Consider the following 16,234-nt stretch of genomic DNA (forward strand, 5'->3'; position numbering starts at 1 on the left):
CGCGTTTAGTTACCAATAACCTCAGCATAAGTGCCTTGGCGGACGATCTGCCCTTTCTCCAAGCGCACGATGACGTCGCAGTTCTTCAGCGTTGTCAGGCGGTGCGCGATAATGAGAACGGTGATGTCGCCATCGATGGCAGCAATTGCATTCATCACCAGCGTTTCGGTCGCATCGTCAAGCGCGCTGGTCGCCTCATCCAAAACCAGTACGTCAGCATTTTTGTAGAACGCACGCGCCAGACCAATGCGTTGACGCTGGCCTCCAGATAGCCGGACCCCGCGTTCGCCCACGTGCGTGTCATAGCCTTCCGGCAATTGCTGAACATAACTATCGATTTGCGCGCGTTGGGCCGCTGCGATGACACGAGCCATGTCGATCTGATGGTGCTCACTGCCAAAGGCGATGTTTTCCGCAATCGAAGCGTCCGTTAGGTAAATGGACTGTGGCACATGCGCGATGCGTGACTGCCACGCGCGACGATTGCTGTCATTCAGCACCTGGCCTCCAACGCGGATTTCGCCGCTCGTCGGGGGCAGGAGGCCCATGATCACGTCGATCAGCGTACTCTTGCCACTGCCAGTTTTGCCGATAAAGCCAATGCGCGACCCGTGCGGAACGATAAGGGCAATATCACGCAGAATAGCCGCGCCATCCGACTTATAGGCGAACCCAACTTTGTCGAGGACAACCACCGGCTGTGAAGGCGAAGCAGAAATAGCGGCTTCTGCCACGGTCAATGCGGAAGCGGATGGCATGGGCAAGTTGAGAAACGCAACGACGTCCGAAACAATGGCTTTGCTGGCGCTCAGCGACGACCAGGCGAGATAGGCCACTTGCAGCTGCGGCAGCATGCGCTGTGCGCCCAAGGCCAGTGCCCCCAATGTAGGGAGAGCCACTTCGAGCCCCTGCGTGCTCTGGATCCACCACGCAAGGCCGACCATAACCAGCATGCCCGCGCCTTCGATGAGGTATCGAGGGGTGCTGCGGATGAAAAGGTTCGTCGCTAGAGCGGTGCGTTGCCGGAACGTCGCGGTGCGGAAACGCTTGGTATACATCCCCTGCGTCCCATCGAGCAGAATGTCGCGAATGCCGCCCAGTCCTTCTTGCAGGATTTTGACGCGTTGCGTTTCCGCTTCCGCTTCGATCCGGCTATTGGCCTCCAGCAGTTTTCGCGTGGTCTTCGTCACCACCACATAAAAAAGCCCAATCGACACCGCCGCGATAAGCGCCGTCGTGACGTCAACCGTGATCAGGGCAGCAATGATCCCAATGCAGATGATCAAGGCCACCATGCCTTGCATGATCGGGGATAGAACATTGGTAATCAGCAGATTGACGCGGCTAATCGCGGCAATGATTTCACTGGAATTACGCGCGACGTGGAAGCGATAAGGCTGATGCAGGGCGCGGTTATAGACCTCGTAGCCGAGGTCAGCACCGACCGCATAGGCAAAGCGCGTGCTGACCCACACCAAGAGCAATCGCAACAGGGTGGCGGTTGCGATAATCGCAGCAAAACCGAAGGATATTTGGGTTGGGCTGAGACCACACACCACGCTGAGAGCGCTACACTGTTCGCTGCCGCCTGTCAGAATGGCGAGAAAGGGAATAATGGCCCCAAGCGTCGCCATTTCCGCAACAGCGCCCACGAGTGAGAGGAGAAAGACCAGGACGAGCTGAACACGGCGGCGTGGGCTCAAAAAGCTCAGGACGCTGATCAACTCCTGTCTGATACTGGAGCGGCTAGTGGCTTTTGGGGGCATCGGTTTCCAAGTGCGACGGCACGACTGTGGCCCGCAAAGAGTATGTGGGGCCACTTCGAGTCGTGCGACAATCTTCAAGCACCAATAGCACTTGAGCGTCAAACGCCGCAACACGACGGAAAAGCCGCACTGCAAAGCAATGCGGCTTCATAATTTTAGCGGCGAGGGCCTGGTGCTGCGGCCTTGCTGCCTGCGACGGCGAAGGTGAAGGCAAGGTACGCCGCCAGCGTCGATGTCATGTCCTTGACGTCCATCAACGGGTTGACCTCGGTGATGGCCATTGCCGAGCAATAGGGCGCGAGGCGTTCGACAAACTCAAGGCCCCAAGCCGACGTGATGCCGCCCGGTTCATGCGCCCCTGCGCCCGGCGCGAAGGCTGGGTCGATCGCATCAATGTCAAACGACAGATACAGGTGATCAGCGCCTTCAACCTGCTTGAACACCTGCTCAAGCGTGGCGTCGACGCCCTGCTTGAGGACTTGGCGGGCAGAGATGTGAGCCAGCCCGTGGTCAAACTTGAACTGCCCGGAGGATGGAAAGTTGAAGTGGCGCTCGCACACCTGAATGCAGTCCGCGGCCTGAATGCGGTCGAGCTCAAGCGAACGGCGCATGCCGCTCGACTGGCTCAAACGGCCCTGCGCATCGCTTTCGTCCATAAGGTCGAGGTGCGCGTCAAAGTGAATGATACCGATACGACCCGGTAGGGCCTCGTGAACGCCTCTGACGACCGGGAACAGCAAGCTGTCATCGCCGCCAATGACAATCGGCACGCGCTTGTTGCGGATAGAACCGGCAACTGCTTCGCTCACGCGGTTGAATGTCGTTTCCGTATCCGCATGAGCGACCTGAATGTCGCCACGGTCGACGAGCAGATTATCACCAACAGTTTCAATCTGATTGGTTTCGAGCCGGAAGATGCGACCATCCTGAATGCGCATATTGATCCAGCGCGCCGCCTCGCGAACCTTTGCTGGGGCATAGCGCGAACCCGGCCAACCGAGGGATGCTTCGCCATCAAACGGGGCGCCCCAAAGATCGAAGCCGCGCAAATTCTGATCACTCATTCTGATACTCTTGTGTATACACTCAGGCGCAGGACCAGATGGCCATGCCTGCTTGGTTCGCGGTTCGCAGGGTGAACGAAGCTCGCACAGGATCACTCAGCGACAATTTGAGGCTGAGAGGTTTCGTATTACGAAACTTTTTTGCTCTGAAAGCTTGACAAGATCAAGGCTTTTGCGGCCTTACTTGGCTGAATATGCGGCTTGTTTGTGCGTTTGCACGCTTTTCATGCACATTGTTCGAATGCAGGGTGAACCTATAAGGTTCGTCAGGGTAAACCTTTTTGGTGCGTGATGAGCGACGAAAACACAGAAAATGACGTCCCTCCATCGACGGATGCCGCTGATGTTCGCGTCGGCAGCCGCCTTCGTGCGTTCCGCAAGTCCAAGGGCCTGACGATTGATGACGTCGCCCAGCGCGCTGGCGTCACGAAATCCTTCATTTCCCGCTTTGAACGCGACGAAGTGCAAGCCTCGGTCGCCACACTGCTACGTGTTTGCGACGTGATCGGCGTCAAGCCCGGCGAAATCTTCGAGCCCCCCGCGACGAGCTATGTGCCCAAGGGCGCTGGCGTGCCGATCAGCCTTGGCGGCGAGAAAATGCGCGAGTATCTGGTCAGCGGCGCGAGCAATGAGCATTTGATGGCGCTCTATTCGGTGATTGAGCCTGGCGGCGGTTCTGGCCAAGAGCCTTATGCGCTCAAGGCCGCTGCGGATCTGGTGCATGTCCAAACCGGTCAATTGCGCATCGTCATCGGCAGCGAGGAATATCTTCTCCTCCCCGGCGATACGCTGACCTTCCCGCCCACTATCCCACACACTTGGGAAAACCCGTCCAAGACTGAAACCTGCACGGCCCTTTGGGTCATTGTGCCGCCGCCAGCGTAATCTTCGGGACACCACGGATACACTCTATGACGAAGCTGGCTGTCGCCAACATTCATAAACGCTACGGCGATGTTGACGTTCTCAATGGTGTGAGCTTTTCCGCTGCGGCCGGAGAAGTCGTCTCCATCATTGGCTCGAGCGGCTCGGGCAAGAGCACGCTACTGCGCTGCGTCAATTTTCTCGAGCAACCCACGCGCGGCGAAATCGCGCTCGATGGCGAGGTGCTCAAGACTGTCGCGGACCGCAAGACCGGGAATTTGAAGGCCGCTGATAGCGCCCAGCTGCAACGCATTCGCGCGCGCCTTGCCATGGTGTTCCAGAATTTCTGCCTCTGGCAACATATGACGGTCATGCACAATTGTATCGCCGCGCCTATGCATGTCTTCGGCCTCAGCAAAGCCGAAGCCATTGAACGCGCCCGGCTCAACTTGGCCAAGGTTGGCCTTGGCGATCAGTTCCATGATCGTCATCCCGTCCAGCTGTCTGGCGGTCAGCAGCAGCGCGTCGCGATAGCGCGGGCGCTCTGCATGAACCCCGAAGTGATGCTGTTTGATGAGCCGACATCGGCGCTTGATCCCGAATTGGTCGGGGAAGTGCTGCGGGTCATGCAGGACCTGGCCGAAGAGGGGCGCACCATGGTTGTGGTCACCCACGAAATGGCCTTCGCCCGCAAAGTCTCAAGCCAAGTGCTCTTCCTCCATCAGGGCGTGATCGAAGAGCAGGGGCATCCAGAAAAGGTTTTTGGTGACCCTGAAAGCGAGCGGCTCAAGCAATTTGTGGCCGGACGGTTTTAGGAACACGGCGCGTTACCGGTCAACGCGCCTCCGCTGTGCGGACAGATACGCCGGACAAATACAAGGACATCCAGAATGAAGAAGTCCCTCTTTACCGTTGTCGCTGCTAGCGCGTTCGCCTTTGCCAGCGGTGCTATGGCCCAGCAGGTCACCATTGCCACCGATGCGACCTTCCCACCCTTTGAATCGATCGACTCGACCGGTGCGCTGGTCGGTTTTGACATCGATCTGATGGAAGCGATTTGTGAAGCTGCAGCGCTTGATTGCAACATCATCAATGCCGCTTGGGATGGCATGTTTCCAGGTCTTCTGGCTGGCAAGTATGACGCGCTGATCTCCTCGCTCACCGTCACCGACGAGCGTCGCAAGACCTTTGCCTTCTCCGATATCTACTCGCGTCCAACCTTCCGCTTTGTCGCGAAAGAGGGTGCAGGCCTCGACATTTCCGATGCTGGCCTTGCAGGCAAGACCGTTGCGGTTCAGACCGGCACTCCAATGGATGCCTTCGTCTCCAAGACTTTCCCATCGGCGAACATCGTTCGCTATGACGGCGGCTCGGCCCCTTACCTCGAACTCACCGCTGGTCGTGCAGACCTGCATATGAGCTACGAAGCCCAGATCATCGCATCCTTCCTCAAGGACGAAAGCGGCGCAGGCTTTGAGCTGGTTGGGCCATCCTACACCGGTGCCGATGCCCCTGAGTTCGGCGAAGGCGTTGCGATTGCGCTCGCGCCAGACAACACCGAGCTTCTCGCCAAAATCAATGAAGGTCTGGCCAAGGTCGTTGCCGATGGCACGCTCGCTGCCATCGAAACCAAGTACCTCACGGTAGAGTAAGCCTAAGTGATCCAGGACTACATTGTCACTGTACTGGCAGCAGGCCTCGTCACCATTCAGGTGGCGTTGGTTGCGCTTGTCATCTCTGTAGTCCTGGGCATGAGCTTTGCCCTGTGCAAGCTCTCCTCCAACGCGGCTCTGCGAGGCGCGGCAGAAGTTTACACCACCATCGTGCGCGGCATTCCAGACCTCGTTCTGATGCTGCTCATCTACTACAGCCTGCCCGCGCTCCTGATGATGATCGCCAAGAGCCTTGGCATTCGCACCTATATTGAGTTCGACTCTTTTGTGGCCGGTGCCGTCACGCTTGGCGTGGTCTCCGGTGCTTACATGACCGAAACCTTCCGCGGGGCGATTCTGAACATCCCAGAAGGCCAGATCGAGGCCGGGCGAGCCTTCGGCATGGGGCCGTTCAAAATCTGGCGTTCAATTGTTCTGCCGCAGATGGTGCGCCTCGCCATTCCGGGCTTCACCAACAATTGGCTCGTGCTGTTTAAGGCGACGGCTCTGATCTCGCTGATCGGCCTGCAGGATATCATGTTCCGCGTCAAAGGCGCGGCTGAGGCGACCCGCCAGCCCTTCACCTTCTACCTTGTCGCCTGCGCTTTCTATCTCACGATCGCGGCGCTATCCCTTCTGGTGCTCCGCTCCATTGCCAAGCGTGCCGACATTGGTCAGAAGCGAGCATAAGCCATGAATTTTCAGCTCATCTGGGACAATCTCGGCTTCTTCGCGCAGGGTGCGCAGCTCACGATTTTCCTCACCATTGCGTCACTGGCTTTGGCATTCGTCGCCACAGTGCCGCTCGCCTTAGCGCGCAATTCCGCCAATCGATATGTTTCGGGCGCCGTTGCGGGCTACACGCTGCTTTTCCGTGGCACCCCGCTCTTGGTGCAGCTGTTCCTGATTTATTATGGGCTGGCCCAGTTCGATCTGGTGCGCGAGAGCGTCCTCTGGCCGTGGCTGTCCAGCCCGCTGATCTGCGTGATCCTCGCCTTCGTGCTGAACACGACCGCCTATACCACCGAGATTTTCGCAGGCAGCCTGCGCCACATTCCGGTTGGTGAAATTGAAGCCGCAAAATCTTTCGGCATGCGCCCGCTCGCCATGACGCGACACATTTTGCTGCCGGCCATGCTGACACGTTCGCTGCAGCTCTATGGCAATGAAACCATTTTGATGATGCATGCGACCTCGCTCGCATCCACGGTTACTCTGCTCGAGTTGACCGGTGTAGCGCGCAATATCTCGCTCAACCGCTACGTTATGCTTGAGCCCTATGTCGCCATCGGCGTCATTTACCTCGTCCTGTCCCTCGTGCTCGTTGGCATCTTCCGCTTCGCCGAACGACGTTGGGCCAGCTATCTCCGTCGCGATCAACAGTCGGCGCGCTAAGAGCGCCCCAAAGGTTGCGCAACAGTCAGGTTCGAAGTGGGTGCTTTCCGGAGCACTGTCGAACCCCTAGAGCAGGAGGCTGCCCCTTGCCTCCTGCTCCATTCTTTTTAGCCTGAGCGATTGCTCAAGCAGCGGCCGGGCGGGCCACGGTCAAATAGCGCATGGGGATCCGCTTGCTGGTCGCCTGCGGGCCTTCGAACTCAAACGGGTCGTAGAAAACCCCATTTTCGGCATCATAGAGCATGAAGTGATCGTCATGGACGTGGACGATTGCAATGCCCCGAACCTCATCCCAGCGCGTGCATTCGACCGGCGTGCCGAACTGCCAACCGTCTTCGCCCAAGATGTGGATGAGATCGTCCCAGGTCGAGCGGCGCAGATCATTCTCGCCCCAGCCGATGCGAGCCATGATCTCGTCAAAGGGCCGTTCTGTCAGCATTTGCAACACCACCCCGCCGCAGCCATCTTCCCGCGGACGTTGGGTGATAAAATTCAGGGGGAAACTGGGCTCGAAATGGCTCATAGCGGTGCTCGCGTAAACACTTAACGTCCCGCGCTTTTCAGCGCTGCGCTTGGTGCCGTCAAGCCGCACCGGCTTGCCCTAAGCCCAAGAGCGATTGAAACCGCAAAATCCACACGCCACTGACATTGCCAGATAACGCCATCTCTGGTGTTGTGCGCCAATGGATACGCGCAAAAAGATCGGAATTCGGGACGTTGCCAAAGCGGCGGGAGTGTCGGTGGCGACCGTGTCGCGCGTCCTCGCCAAGGCCGAATACCCGGTGTCAGAAGAGGCCCGACAGCGCGTTTTGGTGACTGCCGAAGCCTTGGGCTACGTCCCCAATCTCTTGGCCAAAACCTTCGCCACGTCGCGCACCGACACCATTGGCGTGGCTATGCCAGTGCTGAACGCATATTACGCCAAAATGCTCGCGGGCATTGAAGGCGAGGCGACCAAAGCCGGGCTGTCCATCTTGCTCACTATCGTTGGGGCGAGTGACGAACGGCGCGAAAAGGCCATTGATCAATTTCTGGCGCGACAGCTCGACGGCATGATTATCTGCTCTGGCGCCAAAGACGGCCCGCTGCGCCGCACGCCAGATCAACTCGGCATTCCAGCAGTGATTGTGGGCCAGCAACCGAACACGGGCTACATAACCGTCACCGTCGATAATCGCCGCGCCAGCTATGAGGCGACCGATCATCTGGTGTCGCGAGGCAATCGCCACATTATTTTCCTCACCAGCAACAATGAGTGGCCCGATTTCCGAGATCGGCTCGCAGGGTTCCAAGAGCGCCTCGCCGAGGGCGAAGGGGCAACAGGCGAGGTCATCGAAGGCGTATTCGACGAAGCCCAGGCCTATCGCGCTGTCACCAAACTCGTGGCCGAGAAAACCACAGCAACGGCCATTCTCGCCGCCACCGACCGCCAAGCTCTGGGGGCTATGGCTGCTTTGGCCGACGCGGGCTTGCGCGTGCCCAGCGACATGGCGGTGGTTGGCTTTGACAATTACCACACCTCCGAATTCGTCCGCCCATCCCTGACGTCCGTCGACATGCCCGCCGATGCTATGGGCGCAAAGGCGGTAGAACTTGTATGCATGGCAAAAACGGCGGGCGCTGACCAAATGGCAAGCGTCGTGCTGGAGCCCCGGCTTTTTATCCGTCAATCCTCAGGCAGCTTTGATAACGCCGCTCTGTTGGCACAGTCTGTTAAAAGCCTTCCCTCGGCTTGATTACTGCATCACATCCCGCCTATTCCTATGGCCGCGCACTGGAGGCGCGGTTAGTCGAGGAACGAGATTGATCGAATTGCGCTCGGTCTCACACCGCTTTGGCGACGTCGCCGTGCTGTCGGATGTGAACCTTACTTTATCGGAAAAGCGCATCGCCATCGTTGGCAGCAACGGGTCGGGCAAAAGCACTTTCTCACGTCTGCTCAATGGCCTCGTTGTCCCCACAGACGGCACCGTCACACTCGACGGTCTATCGACGGCCAAAGACAGCAAAGCCATACGCCGCCGCGTCGGCTTCGTCTTCCAAAATCCCGACAATCAGATCGTCTTTCCCATGGTGGAGGAAGATCTCGCCTTCGGCTTGAAAAACCTCAAGCTGCCCAAGCACGAGGTCACAGCGCGCGTTGATGCGGCGCTCGATCGCTACGGCCTAGGCGAACTGCGCAATCGCTCGGCGCATTTGCTCAGTGGCGGGCAAAAGCAGATGCTGGCCATCGCCTCCGTGCTGATCATGGAGCCCGAGATCATCGTCTTTGACGAGCCGACCACAGCGCTCGATCTGCGCAACAAACGCCTCATCTCCCGCTTCATCGCCGAGCTCCCCCAGCAAACCATTGTCGTCTCGCACGATCTTGACCTTCTGGCCGATTTTGATCGCATGATCGCCTTTGAAGCGGGCAGGGTGGTACTCGACGGCACCCCGCGTGAGATCATCCCGCGCTATGAGGAGATGATGGCGTGAGCGTTGGGGTCTACGTCCATCAGCAATCCCTCCTTCATGCGCTCCCCCCAGGCGTAAAACTCCTCGCGCTGGCCCTTGTCAGCACCGCTTTGGTGCTCACACCCAACATCTGGCTACAGCTCGCGACTGTGGTCACAGCGCTGCTTCTGTTCCGTCTCGCCAGGCTCGATTTAAACCTGGCTTGGCAGCAAATCCGTCCCGTCCTGCCGATCATCCTTATTCTGCTCGCCGTCCAATGGTTCACCGTTGAGCCGGTGTCGGCGCTCTCGGTCGCCTTGCGCTTGTCGGCGCTCGTTTTGCTCGCCGCTTTGGTGTCCATCACCACCAAGGTCAGTGCCATGATCGAGGCCATAAGCTGGGCCGTGCGCCCGCTCGCCTATCTGGGCATTAGCCCCACCAAGATTGGCCTCACCATCTCGCTGGCCCTGCGTTTCATCCCCCTGATTGCCGAACAACTCGAAGAGGTGCGCGAGGCCCAACGCGCCCGTGGCCTTGAGCGCAACGTGCTTGCGCTTGTGGTGCCGCTTCTGGTTCGGACCCTCAAAATGGCAACCGAGATCGGTGACGCCATTGAAGCCCGGTCATTTGATCCGGACGATGCCAAGAGCCCGAAAGATCTGTTTTCGCGCCTGCGGCCCCCTCCCAAGCCATAGGAAGACCATGAACACTCGAGATCTCGCCTATATCGCCCTCTTTGCCGCTATCGTTGCTGCCCTTGGCATCATTCCGCCCATTGCTTTGCCCATCGGCGTGCCGATCACGGCGCAGGCCATGGGGGCCATGCTGGCGGGCTCTATTCTGGGCGCCAAGCGGGGCGCGCTGTCGCTGGTGCTGTTCACAGTTCTGGTCTGTATCGGCCTGCCACTGCTTTCGGGCGGTCGCGGTGGCTTGGGCGTCTTGGCCAGCCCAACGGGTGGGTTCTTCCTCAGCTGGATCCCGGTCGCCTTCCTCATTGGCTTCCTCACCGAACGCGCGTGGGGCAAGCTCAATTTCCTCAACTTATTCGTGTTCTGCGTGCTCGGCGGCGTTGTCCTCAGCTATGCAATCGGCACGCCGTGGATGGCCGCAGTGGCTGGCATTGGCCTCGATAAGGCGCTGATGGCGATGGCCATTTACGTGCCCGGCGATCTGCTCAAAGCCGGTGTTGCAGCCGCCGTTGCGCTCACCGTCAAGCAGTCCTACCCGCTTATTACCGCTCGCTAATCTTGTCCTCGGTGACGACTACGGGCTAAACCCCGTTCAAAGACAAAGGCTTTGCCAGAGCGATCCGGCAAAGCCACCTGCGCTCTGGCGCATATTCTGAAAGACACTCCCTTGACCACCATGACCGATCCCCACGCCATTTTCGCCGCTGCCATGGCGGAGCCTGAAAACCAGCCGGAAGTGGCCTATGCTGCGCTCCATGCGCTTGCCAACACTTTGGTCGGCACCACCATCTTCACCATTCTGGCCTTGGACCACGAAGAAGGCCTGATGTACCGCGCCTATTCCGACACGCAGGACCTCTATCCAGCGCCAGGTGTCGATGAGATCGGCGATAGCATCTGGGAGCAGACCCTGATCGAAAAGCGCGAAGCGCTGGTGCTCAATTCTGCTGACGAAGTGGCGTCTTTGCTCCCTGAGCATGAAGCCCTGTTCGCGCGTAACGCCAAGTCCATGCTGAACCTGCCGATCGTTGTCGCTGGCACCACTATTGGCACGCTCAACATGCTCAACGTCGAAGGCCACTTCACCCCAGACGTGGTGGCCAAGGCCTATGCGCTGAGCGCCGCAGCAGCCGTCGTCCTCGTGCTTTCCTAAGAGCGCGTCGAGATCAAATAAAAAGGGCGGGTGTCGCAACACCCGCCCTTTTTGTTTACTTGAGATAGATCCGCGGATCGTCGGTGATCACCCCGGTAAGGCCCGCGCGCCAGAAACTGGCAAGCTCCACCGTGTCATTGCTCGTCCAGGCACGAACCTTGATGCCCTTGGCCGAGGTCTGTTCCAAGAGCCCAATGCTGAGCCCCTTGAAATGGGCATGGATGGTGGTCGCCGGAATAGCGGCGAGCAGCGCTTCCCAATCATCCGGAATGCGGCCCCAGAGCATGGCCAGTTCCAGTTCTGGCATCAGCTTATGCATGCCCTTGAGGCAATCAGGATCAAAGCTCGAGATCATGATCTGCATGTGTGCCGGACGCTTAGCGAGCGCTGCGGCAACAGCCGAGGTGAGCTGCTCCACCGATTGGTGATGCGGGTGCTGCTTGATCTCGACATTGATGTTGAGACCAAACTCACCCAGCGCCACGATCACCTCATCCAGCGTCGGGATCTTTTCGCCCGCGAACTCAGCCCCAAACCAGCTGCCACCATCGAGGGTTTCGATGTCTGCAGTGCTTAGGGCACCGAGATTTCCGGTGCCATTGGTCGTGCGATCGACAGTATCGTCGTGGATGACGATCAGCGTGCCGTCGGCATTGAGGGCGACGTCGAGTTCAACCCACTTCGCCCCATCTTCTGCGGCACGACGAAAGGCCGCGATGGTGTTTTCCGGCGCGAGTGCCGACGAGCCGCGGTGGGCCTGAACTTCTTCGCGAATGGGGCCGGTTGGAAGCGTATTGGTCATTAGGCAATCTCAACTTGAGCGGAATGGGACGACTGCGTCTGCGTGGCTGGTGCGTCGTCGGTACGGCGACCTGTGGCAGAGCTATAGGGGTGAATATCGGCGGTGCGGGCGAACACGGTCATGCTCGTACCCTCGGCGATAGCCGGACGGCCTGCAATTGTGAGAATGATCGACTGCTCAGAGTGCTTGAGTTTGAGGTGCAAATGGCTTTCGCCGCCAATGGGCTCCATCAGCTCAGCGACCACGTCAAAACTCAAATGCGCCTCAGTCGGGCGTTCGAGCGTCAAGACATCGGGGCGAATGCCCAAAATGTCCGTCCCCTCAGGGAAGGCACGCAGCGCCGAGAACGAGTTCAGCGCGCTCGTCGAGATCAAATTCATCGGCGGAGAGCCGATAAAGCTGGCAACAAACAGCGATGCAGGGCGGTCGTAGATCGCAGTCGGCGTGCCCACCTGTTCGATCCGGCCACCGTTCATCACTACGAGCTGGTCTGCGAGGGTCATCGCTTCGAGCTGATCGTGGGTGACATAGACGCTGGTGGTTTTGAGCGAACGCTGCAGACGACGGATTTCGATGCGCATTTGACCGCGCAGCTTGGCGTCAAGGTTCGACAGTGGTTCGTCAAACAGAAACGCCTTAGGCTGACGCACGATGGCGCGGCCCATTGCGACGCGCTGGCGCTGACCGCCCGAAAGCTGACGCGGCTTGCGATCGAGGAACGGCGTGATTTCCAGAATACGTGCTGCCTCGGCCACGCGACGGTCGATTTCGTCACGCGGAGTTTTGCGGTTCTTGAGGCCGTATTCGAGGTTCTGACGCACACTCATATGCGGATAGAGCGCGTAATTCTGGAACACCATAGCGATGTCGCGCTCGGCGGGCTCTTTCTGGTTCACCACCTGATTATCAATCGAGATGGTGCCTGAGGTGATGCCTTCAAGACCTGCGATCATGCGCAAGAGAGTGGACTTTCCGCACCCTGATGGGCCGACGAGAACAACCATCTCGCCGTCTTTGATCGAGAGATCGACGCCGTGGATTGCGGCGACATTGCCCGGATAGACCTTACGAACTTCTTTGAGCTCAATACCAGCCATTTCGATTATTTCTCCGTGTCCACGAGGCCCTTAACGAACAGGCGCTGCATGAAAATAACAATGAGGACGGGGGGAAGCATGGCCAGCACGGCCGCGGTGATGATGAGGTTCCACTGTGGGTCGACTTCCTGCGCCCCAGCCATTTGTTTAACGCCCATCATCAGGGTGAAATGCTCTTCGCGTGTGGTGACGAGCAGGGGCCAGAGATACTGCACCCAGCCGTAGATGAAGAGGATGATGCAGAGCGCCGCGATATTGGTGCGCGAGAGCGGCAGCAGAATATCGATGAAGAACTTGATCGGCCCTGCGCCATCGACGCGTGCAGCTTCCATCAATTCGTCAGGCACCGTCATGAAGAACTGACGGAACAGGAAGGTCGCTGTTGCCGACGCGATCAGTGGAATGGTCAGGCCCGCATAGCTGTTGAGCAGGCCAAGGTTTGCCACCACTTCATAGGTCGGAATGATGCGCACTTCGACCGGCAACATCAGCGTGACGAAGATCAGCCAGAAGGCGAGTACGCGGAAGGGGAACTTGAAGTAGACGATGGCATAGGCGGAGATGATCGAGATCACCACCTTGCCCACCATGATGATGAAAGCCATCATCGTGGAGTTCCAGACCATGGTCCAGAATGGCGGCAGGCCCGGTGGATCATAGGTCCAGACAGTGACCAGATTATCCCACAAATGCCCGCCTGGCAGCAAAGGCGCTGCAATGTTCAGCGTGGCCTCGTCGTGGGTCGACGCGATGAGCGCGACATAGACAGGAAAGGCGATGATCAGCACCCCCAGCACCAAAACGAGGTGCGTGAGGATGGTGAGAAATGGACGGTTTTCGACCATGAGTGGGCCTTAGTACTGCACGCGGCGTTCCACGTAGCGGAACTGCACGAAGGTGAGGACAATAACGAAGAGCATCAGGACCACGGACTGCGCTGAAGAGGAGCCCAGGTTGAGACCGATGAAGCCGTCGGCGTATACTTTGTAGACCAGCGTGTTGGTGGCCTGGTTTGGCCCGCCTTCAGTGGTCGACGCGATGATCGCGAAAGTGTCGAACATCACGTAGTTGATGTTGACGATGAAGAGGAAGAACGTGGTCGGCGAGAGCAGCGGGAAGATAATGGTCCAGAACCGCTTCCATGGGCTCGCACCATCAATCGCCGCAGCTTCGGTAAGCGCGTGTGGAACCGACTGCATGCCAGCCACGAAGAACAGGAAATTGTAAGAAATCTGCTTCCAGCTGGCAGCGATGATCACCAAGGTCATGGCGTGATCGCCGTTGAGTGCAGAATCCCAATCAATCCCCACATAGCGCATGAAATAGGGAAGAATGCCGGTGGCGTTGTTGAACAGGAACCACCACAGAATGCCCGCAACCACGGGGGCCACAGCATAGGGCCAGACCAGCAGCGTGGTGTAGGTCTGTGCCGAACGGATAACGCGGCTGACGGCAATTGCCAGGATCAGCGCAAAGCCCATCGAAATTGCCGTAACCGATGCTGCAAACAGCGCCGTGCGGCCGATAGAGGCCAGGTAGAGCGGGTCGCTAAACAGGCGCGCATAATGCGCTAAACCGACGAACTTGGTCGAAAGCCCAAATGGGTCTGCGCGTTCGAAAGAAGATTTGACGGCCTGTGCCGCCGGCCAGATGAAGAACACCAGCGTGATGATCAACTGTGGGGCGACCATCAAAAATGGCAGGCCCTTATTCGGGAATGTCGTACGTTTTGTTTCCATCGTCCGCCGTATCCGCAAAACAAAGAAAGGGCCGGTTTTCGCCGGCCCTTCCGGATTAAGACTGCTTACTGATTGGCAGCTTCAAATTCGCGAAGGATGTCGTTGCCGCGGGCAACGGCGCTATCAAGCGCTTCCTTGGCAGACTTCGAGCCATTGAGAACGGCCTGGAACTCTTCGTCGATCACGGTACGGATCTGCGGCATGTTGCCGAAGCGAACGCCCTTCGAGTTTTCAGTCGGTGGGTTGAGGTTGATCTGCTGGATAGCGATGTCCGAACCTGGGTTTGCGTCGTAGTAGCCCTGGCTCTTGGTCAGCTCATAAGCCGCCTGAGTAACAGGCAGGTAACCTGTTTCCTGGTGGAACTTGGCCTGAACTTCAGCCGAAGAGAGGTAGTTCAGGAACTGCGCTACGCCCTTGTATTCAGCGTCTTCGTGACCAGCCAGGGTCCACAGAGTTGCGCCACCAATGATGGAGTTCTGCGGTGCGCCGTCGACGTCGTCAAAGTATGGCAGCATGCCGAAGCCAACTTCAAAGTCCTTGGCATTGGCGAGAACGCCAGCGCGGGAAGCCGAGGAACCCATGAAGATCGCGCATTCGCCAGCGTAGAAGCGTGGCGCATTGTCCGAACCGCCGCTGGTACCACCATACTGGTAGATGCCGGTCTTCTGCCATTCAGCCAGCTTTTCCCAGAGGCGAACGGAGAGGTCGTGGTTGAATGTCAGTTCGGTGCCGAGACCACCAAAGCCGTTCTCCAGCGAGCCGTATGGCACGTTGTGCAGCGACGAGAGGTTTTCGGTGCCGATCCAGGTGGCCGAATAGCTGATGGCCGTACCGCACGTGGCAGCGCCCGATTCAACGATCTTCTTGCCGAAGTTTTCGATATCGGCCCAGGTCTTTGGCGCGACGTTTGGATCAAGCCCAGCCTTCTCGAAAGCGGTCTTGTTGTAATAGAGAATTGGGGTGGAGGAGTTGAACGGCATCGAAAGCATATTGCCTTCGGTGTCGGTGTAATAGCCGGTCACGACTGGCAGGAACGCCGATGGATCGAAGTTCGAGCCATGTGCTGCCATCAGTTCGTAAACGGGCAGAACAGCGCCCTTGGCAGCCATCATGGTGCCAGTGCCAACTTCGTAAACCTGCACCAGATGCGGCTGCTCGCCAGCGCGGAAGGCGGCGATGGTGCTGATCATGGATTCTTCGTATTCGCCACGATAGGACGGAACGACCTTAAATTCGCTTTGGCTGGCGTTGAAGTCTGCAGCAAGCGCTTCCACGCGTTCGCCCAGTTCGCCACCCATGGAGTGCCACCAGTTGAGTTCGGTCTGCGCAAAGGCAACCGAGGTGCTCAGGGCAAGGGTGATAGCGGCAAGTGCCGCGCGGTTCATCGTCTTCATCTTCTGTCTCCCATAGGACAGGTCAGCATCGACCCAAGTCCCGCCAGACTGGATTTCGTGAACGACATTTGAGCTGCGGATTTTTCCGTTTCAGCTCACCGAATTTGGTGTCGTACCCGCCGACGTTTTCTGCGGGCATGGCTCCTCTAACGATGCTGCTTGACGCTTCCTTGAAGCTTTGGT

At 58.3% G+C, this 16,234-nt stretch carries 18 protein-coding genes; 10 read left to right on the forward strand and 8 right to left on the reverse strand.

Annotation, left to right across the window (positions count from 1 at the left end):
• Positions 1-5: 5 nt before the first annotated feature.
• Together JHC09_RS07055 and JHC09_RS07060 are read right to left on the reverse strand one after the other, a co-directional pair.
• Positions 6-1,724 (reverse strand): ABC transporter ATP-binding protein, encoded by a 1,719-nt coding sequence (locus tag JHC09_RS07055; RefSeq protein ID WP_199531350.1) that lies wholly within the window; start codon positions 1,722-1,724, stop codon positions 6-8.
• A 197-nt stretch (positions 1,725-1,921) separates the two neighbouring features.
• Positions 1,922-2,830 (reverse strand): arginase family protein, encoded by a 909-nt coding sequence (locus JHC09_RS07060; protein WP_199531351.1) that lies wholly within the window; start codon positions 2,828-2,830, stop codon positions 1,922-1,924.
• Positions 2,831-3,121: 291 nt separating this feature from the next.
• Here JHC09_RS07060 and JHC09_RS07065 point away from each other — a divergent pair, with 291 nt between their 5' ends.
• The 5 genes from JHC09_RS07065 to JHC09_RS07085 all read left to right on the forward strand — a co-directional run bounded on the left by JHC09_RS07065 (position 3,122) and on the right by JHC09_RS07085 (position 6,741).
• The gene (locus tag JHC09_RS07065; protein WP_199531352.1) at positions 3,122-3,715 is read left to right on the forward strand and encodes an XRE family transcriptional regulator; all 594 of its coding nucleotides are present in this window, start codon (positions 3,122-3,124) and stop codon (positions 3,713-3,715) included.
• 26 nt (positions 3,716-3,741) lie between these two features.
• Positions 3,742-4,509, forward strand: coding sequence for an ATP-binding cassette domain-containing protein (locus JHC09_RS07070; RefSeq protein WP_199531353.1), 768 nt, complete (start codon positions 3,742-3,744; stop codon positions 4,507-4,509).
• Between the two features lie 75 nt (positions 4,510-4,584).
• Positions 4,585-5,346, forward strand: coding sequence for a transporter substrate-binding domain-containing protein (locus JHC09_RS07075; RefSeq protein WP_199531354.1), 762 nt, complete (start codon positions 4,585-4,587; stop codon positions 5,344-5,346).
• Between the two features lie 6 nt (positions 5,347-5,352).
• Complete coding sequence (locus tag JHC09_RS07080; protein ID WP_199531355.1) at positions 5,353-6,036, forward strand: ABC transporter permease subunit; 684 nt, start codon at positions 5,353-5,355, stop codon at positions 6,034-6,036.
• A 3-nt stretch (positions 6,037-6,039) separates the two neighbouring features.
• Positions 6,040-6,741, forward strand: a complete 702-nt coding sequence (locus tag JHC09_RS07085; RefSeq protein ID WP_199531356.1) for an ABC transporter permease subunit — start codon at positions 6,040-6,042, stop codon at positions 6,739-6,741.
• 124 nt (positions 6,742-6,865) lie between these two features.
• Here JHC09_RS07085 and JHC09_RS07090 read toward each other — a convergent pair whose 3' ends face one another.
• Complete coding sequence (locus JHC09_RS07090) at positions 6,866-7,333, reverse strand: hypothetical protein (protein ID WP_349236521.1); 468 nt, start codon at positions 7,331-7,333, stop codon at positions 6,866-6,868.
• A gap of 91 nt (positions 7,334-7,424) precedes the next feature.
• Here JHC09_RS07090 and JHC09_RS07095 point away from each other — a divergent pair, with 91 nt between their 5' ends.
• From JHC09_RS07095 to JHC09_RS07115, 5 genes are all read left to right on the forward strand, one after another.
• Entirely contained in the window at positions 7,425-8,477 is a 1,053-nt protein-coding gene (locus tag JHC09_RS07095) for a LacI family DNA-binding transcriptional regulator (protein ID WP_199531357.1), read from the forward strand.
• Between the two features lie 67 nt (positions 8,478-8,544).
• A complete protein-coding gene (locus tag JHC09_RS07100) occupies positions 8,545-9,219 on the forward strand; it encodes an energy-coupling factor ABC transporter ATP-binding protein (RefSeq protein WP_199531358.1) in 675 nt (224 codons plus the stop codon).
• On the forward strand, positions 9,216-9,872 hold the full coding sequence (locus tag JHC09_RS07105) for an energy-coupling factor transporter transmembrane protein EcfT (protein ID WP_199531359.1): 657 nt from the start codon (positions 9,216-9,218) through the stop codon (positions 9,870-9,872). Before JHC09_RS07100 ends, JHC09_RS07105 begins: the two co-directional genes overlap by 4 nt.
• Positions 9,873-9,879: 7 nt before the next feature.
• On the forward strand, positions 9,880-10,422 hold the full coding sequence (locus JHC09_RS07110) for a biotin transporter BioY (RefSeq protein ID WP_169194559.1): 543 nt from the start codon (positions 9,880-9,882) through the stop codon (positions 10,420-10,422).
• Positions 10,423-10,542: 120 nt separating this feature from the next.
• Positions 10,543-11,019, forward strand: coding sequence for a GAF domain-containing protein (locus JHC09_RS07115; RefSeq protein WP_248305927.1), 477 nt, complete (start codon positions 10,543-10,545; stop codon positions 11,017-11,019).
• Between the two features lie 55 nt (positions 11,020-11,074).
• On the opposite strand, the gene JHC09_RS07120 is transcribed toward JHC09_RS07115, so the two are convergent.
• From JHC09_RS07120 to ugpB, 5 genes are all read right to left on the reverse strand, one after another.
• Positions 11,075-11,821, reverse strand: a complete 747-nt coding sequence (locus JHC09_RS07120; protein WP_199531361.1) for a glycerophosphoryl diester phosphodiesterase — start codon at positions 11,819-11,821, stop codon at positions 11,075-11,077.
• Positions 11,821-12,918 (reverse strand): sn-glycerol-3-phosphate import ATP-binding protein UgpC, encoded by a 1,098-nt coding sequence (locus JHC09_RS07125; protein ID WP_199531362.1) that lies wholly within the window; start codon positions 12,916-12,918, stop codon positions 11,821-11,823. The genes JHC09_RS07120 and JHC09_RS07125 overlap by 1 nt, the downstream gene beginning before the upstream one ends.
• Before the next feature lie 5 nt (positions 12,919-12,923).
• Positions 12,924-13,763: a sn-glycerol-3-phosphate ABC transporter permease UgpE gene (ugpE, locus tag JHC09_RS07130; RefSeq protein WP_199531363.1), complete on the reverse strand. Its 840-nt coding sequence runs from the start codon at positions 13,761-13,763 to the stop codon at positions 12,924-12,926.
• A 9-nt stretch (positions 13,764-13,772) separates the two neighbouring features.
• Complete coding sequence (gene ugpA / locus JHC09_RS07135) at positions 13,773-14,657, reverse strand: sn-glycerol-3-phosphate ABC transporter permease UgpA (protein WP_199531364.1); 885 nt, start codon at positions 14,655-14,657, stop codon at positions 13,773-13,775.
• A gap of 65 nt (positions 14,658-14,722) precedes the next feature.
• Positions 14,723-16,042 carry a sn-glycerol-3-phosphate ABC transporter substrate-binding protein UgpB gene (gene ugpB / locus JHC09_RS07140; RefSeq protein ID WP_199531455.1) on the reverse strand — a complete coding sequence of 440 codons (1,320 nt, stop codon included), beginning with the start codon at positions 16,040-16,042 and terminating at the stop codon, positions 14,723-14,725.
• Positions 16,043-16,234 lie beyond the last annotated feature (192 nt).

The sequence above is a fragment of the Devosia sp. MC532 genome, from assembly GCF_016461625.1.
GTDB lineage: Bacteria > Pseudomonadota > Alphaproteobacteria > Rhizobiales > Devosiaceae > Devosia.

What these genes read in the sequence shown, in the direction of transcription:
- JHC09_RS07075 (WP_199531354.1), top strand. Translation starts at nt 4,585, where the DNA reads ATGAAGAAGTCCCTCTTTACCGTTGTCGCTGCTAGCGCGTTCGCCTTT.
- JHC09_RS07060 (WP_199531351.1), bottom strand. Translation starts at nt 2,830, where the DNA reads ATGAGTGATCAGAATTTGCGCGGCTTCGATCTTTGGGGCGCCCCGTTT.
- JHC09_RS07065 (WP_199531352.1), top strand. Translation starts at nt 3,122, where the DNA reads ATGAGCGACGAAAACACAGAAAATGACGTCCCTCCATCGACGGATGCC.
- JHC09_RS07110 (WP_169194559.1), top strand. Translation starts at nt 9,880, where the DNA reads ATGAACACTCGAGATCTCGCCTATATCGCCCTCTTTGCCGCTATCGTT.
- ugpB (WP_199531455.1), bottom strand. Translation starts at nt 16,042, where the DNA reads ATGAACCGCGCGGCACTTGCCGCTATCACCCTTGCCCTGAGCACCTCG.
- JHC09_RS07085 (WP_199531356.1), top strand. Translation starts at nt 6,040, where the DNA reads ATGAATTTTCAGCTCATCTGGGACAATCTCGGCTTCTTCGCGCAGGGT.
- JHC09_RS07125 (WP_199531362.1), bottom strand. Translation starts at nt 12,918, where the DNA reads ATGGCTGGTATTGAGCTCAAAGAAGTTCGTAAGGTCTATCCGGGCAAT.
- JHC09_RS07070 (WP_199531353.1), top strand. Translation starts at nt 3,742, where the DNA reads ATGACGAAGCTGGCTGTCGCCAACATTCATAAACGCTACGGCGATGTT.
- JHC09_RS07120 (WP_199531361.1), bottom strand. Translation starts at nt 11,821, where the DNA reads ATGACCAATACGCTTCCAACCGGCCCCATTCGCGAAGAAGTTCAGGCC.
- ugpA (WP_199531364.1), bottom strand. Translation starts at nt 14,657, where the DNA reads ATGGAAACAAAACGTACGACATTCCCGAATAAGGGCCTGCCATTTTTG.
- JHC09_RS07115 (WP_248305927.1), top strand. Translation starts at nt 10,543, where the DNA reads ATGACCGATCCCCACGCCATTTTCGCCGCTGCCATGGCGGAGCCTGAA.
- ugpE (WP_199531363.1), bottom strand. Translation starts at nt 13,763, where the DNA reads ATGGTCGAAAACCGTCCATTTCTCACCATCCTCACGCACCTCGTTTTG.
- JHC09_RS07095 (WP_199531357.1), top strand. Translation starts at nt 7,425, where the DNA reads ATGGATACGCGCAAAAAGATCGGAATTCGGGACGTTGCCAAAGCGGCG.